Genomic DNA, 2788 nt, shown 5'->3' with positions numbered 1-2788 from the left:
CACTTGCGGTTGCAGCAACTATCCTGACAGGAGGAATTGGGGCATTGGTAATTGCCGGTTGTGTGGTCGTAGGTCTTGCGAGCTCTTANGGTTTTTTCAACGCTAGTAATACATTATCTGCAAGAAATATTGCAAGTGGATTGAAGAAAACAGACGAGCCACAAGCATTTGGGAAAGATGATTTGGATGGCTTATGCTCGATGAGTGCCTTTTAATTTCACAGATGCTTGTTACAGATTCATTTGACTTTCTGGGTGGCTCTATAATTATTCCACCCTTAATTCCCCCTAAATTTTATAAAAGTAATAATTGTACATAATATGTAACAGCTTATACTGCCCGCTACCACTTGTTGCTAAATTCCTCTATCACGTGAGCATCGGTAAAATTTAAATAAATAGCAGTAGTCTCTAATCTGTCATGCCCCAAAGCTTTTTGTACTGAAGCTAGTGAAATTCCTTTTTGCAGTGCTAATGTAGCAAAAGTATGCCTTAATATATGGGGTGTCACCTGTTTAGAAATTTTAGCTTTATTGGCAATTCCTTTCACTATTTTTTGTACCTGCCTTGCACCAACTGGAAAACGTTCATTGATGGCATAGTAATGCTCAAGTAATGCCCGTACTCGATTAGACATAGGAACAACTCGTTTTTTTGATTTTTTACCGTAGGGTCCACCTTTACCAGTAATGCGTAGTGATTTTTGTTGCCACAAAATATCTTGCGCAGTCAATGAGCATAATTCGGACACACGTAATCCTGTATCAATCAATATCCAAATAATTAATTTTTCAAGCATTGTTTCACAGGCTTGACATAATTGATCGGCTTCCTCACCCCTCAAGGGTTCGCGTACAAATTGATAGGGCATAAGTTATTCCAAATTGGTTAAGTTCGCATTCCTTCTAGTTTAACGAATTTAATTCGCTAAACGTTAGTCTTTTATAAATTAATGGTCTACGCTGATAATACAGGTTTTTAAAGGTCTTGCTGAGATTTATTAGAGTTAGGGATAAACTTGGCAAGTTGGTATGAGTTCGTCTTTTTAGGTGGAATGCGAATTATGGATAATTTTGTGTCATTAGCTGAATTAAGCGATGATGAACGCGATAAAGCCTGTCAGAAATACCAAATCATCGAACCTTATATTAATGATGAGGTACTATTAAAGACGATTGCCGGAAATAGTGGCATACCGATTAGAACTTTGGGTTCATGGATAAAAAATTATCGCAGCCATGGCCTAGCAGGGTTGGTGCGCCGATCACGTGATGATAAAGGATTGCCTAGACAATATGACGCCATTCTACAAAAGACCATAGAGGGGATCTATCTTAAAAAGCCCATGCTATCTGGAGCAAACATTCATACGCTCATTTCAGAATATTGTAACAAGAATAATTTGAAGGTTCCAAGCTATCGAAGCGTATGCAGGATTATCTCCAATATACCTGATGACATGGTACTTTTGGGTCAGCAGGGAAGTAAGACATACAGGCAACAATATGATTTGTTGCACATTCGCGCGACTGACAAGCCGAATGAGCTATGGCAGGCTGACCACGTCTTGCTTGATTTTGATATATTAAATGATAAAAACAAACCACAAAAACCATGGCTTACGGTAGTCATTGATGATTGCAGTCGCGCAATTTGTGGTTACGAACTGTCATTCCTGTCACCATCAGCTCAAAAAACATCACTGTGTTTTCGGCATGCCATTTGGAGAAAATCCGATCCTGACTGGAATATATTAGGCGTTCCAGAAATTTTTTATACAGATCATGGCTCCGACTTTACCTCAAAACATATCGAACAGGTTTGCATTGATTTAAAAATTCGACTTATATTTTCTCAAGTCGCCCAACCAAGAGGCCGCGGAAAAATTGAACGCTTTTTCCGGACACTTAACCAAAAGCTCATTCATACATTGCAAGCCGTAACGCAAAACGGCACTCAAAAAATATTTATCAATTTAAAATCACTGGATGCGCTGGTTTCTGCATTTATCATCGAATATAACCATACCATTCACCCTGAGATAGGGGAAACTCCGGCTGCCCGTTGGCAACGTAATGGTTTTTTACCCCAGCTACTCGATTCCCTTGAGTACCTCGATCTTTTGTTATTAAACGAGGCCAAGCCACGAAGAATACTGCGGGATGGCATTCGATTTCAGGGGTTGCGATACATCGACACCATTCTGGCTTCCTATATTGGTGAGAGCGTTGTAATCAGATACTCCCCGTCAAACATCACCTCAATCAGGGTATTTTATAAAGGACGCTTTTTATGTCAACCAATTTGTCCTGAATTATCACAACTAAAGGTTGGAATTAAAGAAATTCAACATGCCAGAAATGCACGCCGTAAAAAACTGAAAAAAGAAATTATTGAGCGAAAATCGTTGGTGGACGCGGTTATTGAAGCCAGCAGTATTTATTTTCAGTCATCAGATAACAACGATGAACCTTTATTGACAACCGAAGCAAAGCAAAATCAATTGAAGATCTATAAGCATGAATAAATTTATCAAAACCAAACAGTACAAACAATTTGCAGAGTTTTGTAAAGCATGCCACCGTGATCAATATATTGGTTTATGTTATGGTTCGGCCGGTGCTGGCAAGACGGAAGCGGCAAAGCATTACAGCAACTGGCATCACGTTATGAAGCATCTTGATGACCTTTCCGACCGTGTACTATACCGTGACGATGATACCGGCAGTTATTCATATAAACCAAGACCAGAAATAACATTTTCAATGTCACGACTGCACAGTATATTA

General features: G+C 39.3%; 3 protein-coding genes. 2 read left to right on the top strand and 1 reads right to left on the bottom strand.

All coding sequences use genetic code 11. From position 1 onward, the window contains the following. Positions 1-342: 342 nt before the first annotated feature. Positions 343-870, bottom strand: coding sequence for a tyrosine-type recombinase/integrase (locus LDG_RS02295; RefSeq protein ID WP_006869497.1), 528 nt, complete (start codon positions 868-870; stop codon positions 343-345). 192 nt (positions 871-1062) lie between these two features. Here LDG_RS02295 and LDG_RS02290 point away from each other — a divergent pair, with 192 nt between their 5' ends. Beyond that, positions 1063-2526: a Mu transposase C-terminal domain-containing protein gene (locus tag LDG_RS02290; RefSeq protein ID WP_050805505.1), complete on the top strand. Its 1464-nt coding sequence runs from the start codon at positions 1063-1065 to the stop codon at positions 2524-2526. Further along, positions 2519-2788 (top strand): hypothetical protein (locus LDG_RS19210; RefSeq protein WP_456085360.1); only part of this gene is annotated, 270 nt, incomplete at its 3' end. The genes LDG_RS02290 and LDG_RS19210, both read left to right, overlap by 8 nt.

The sequence above is a fragment of the Legionella drancourtii LLAP12 genome, assembly GCF_000162755.2.
Lineage (GTDB): Bacteria > Pseudomonadota > Gammaproteobacteria > Legionellales > Legionellaceae > Legionella > Legionella drancourtii.
Note: the sequence above shows the minus strand (reverse complement) of the source record. Positions and strands in the feature narration are given on the sequence as shown.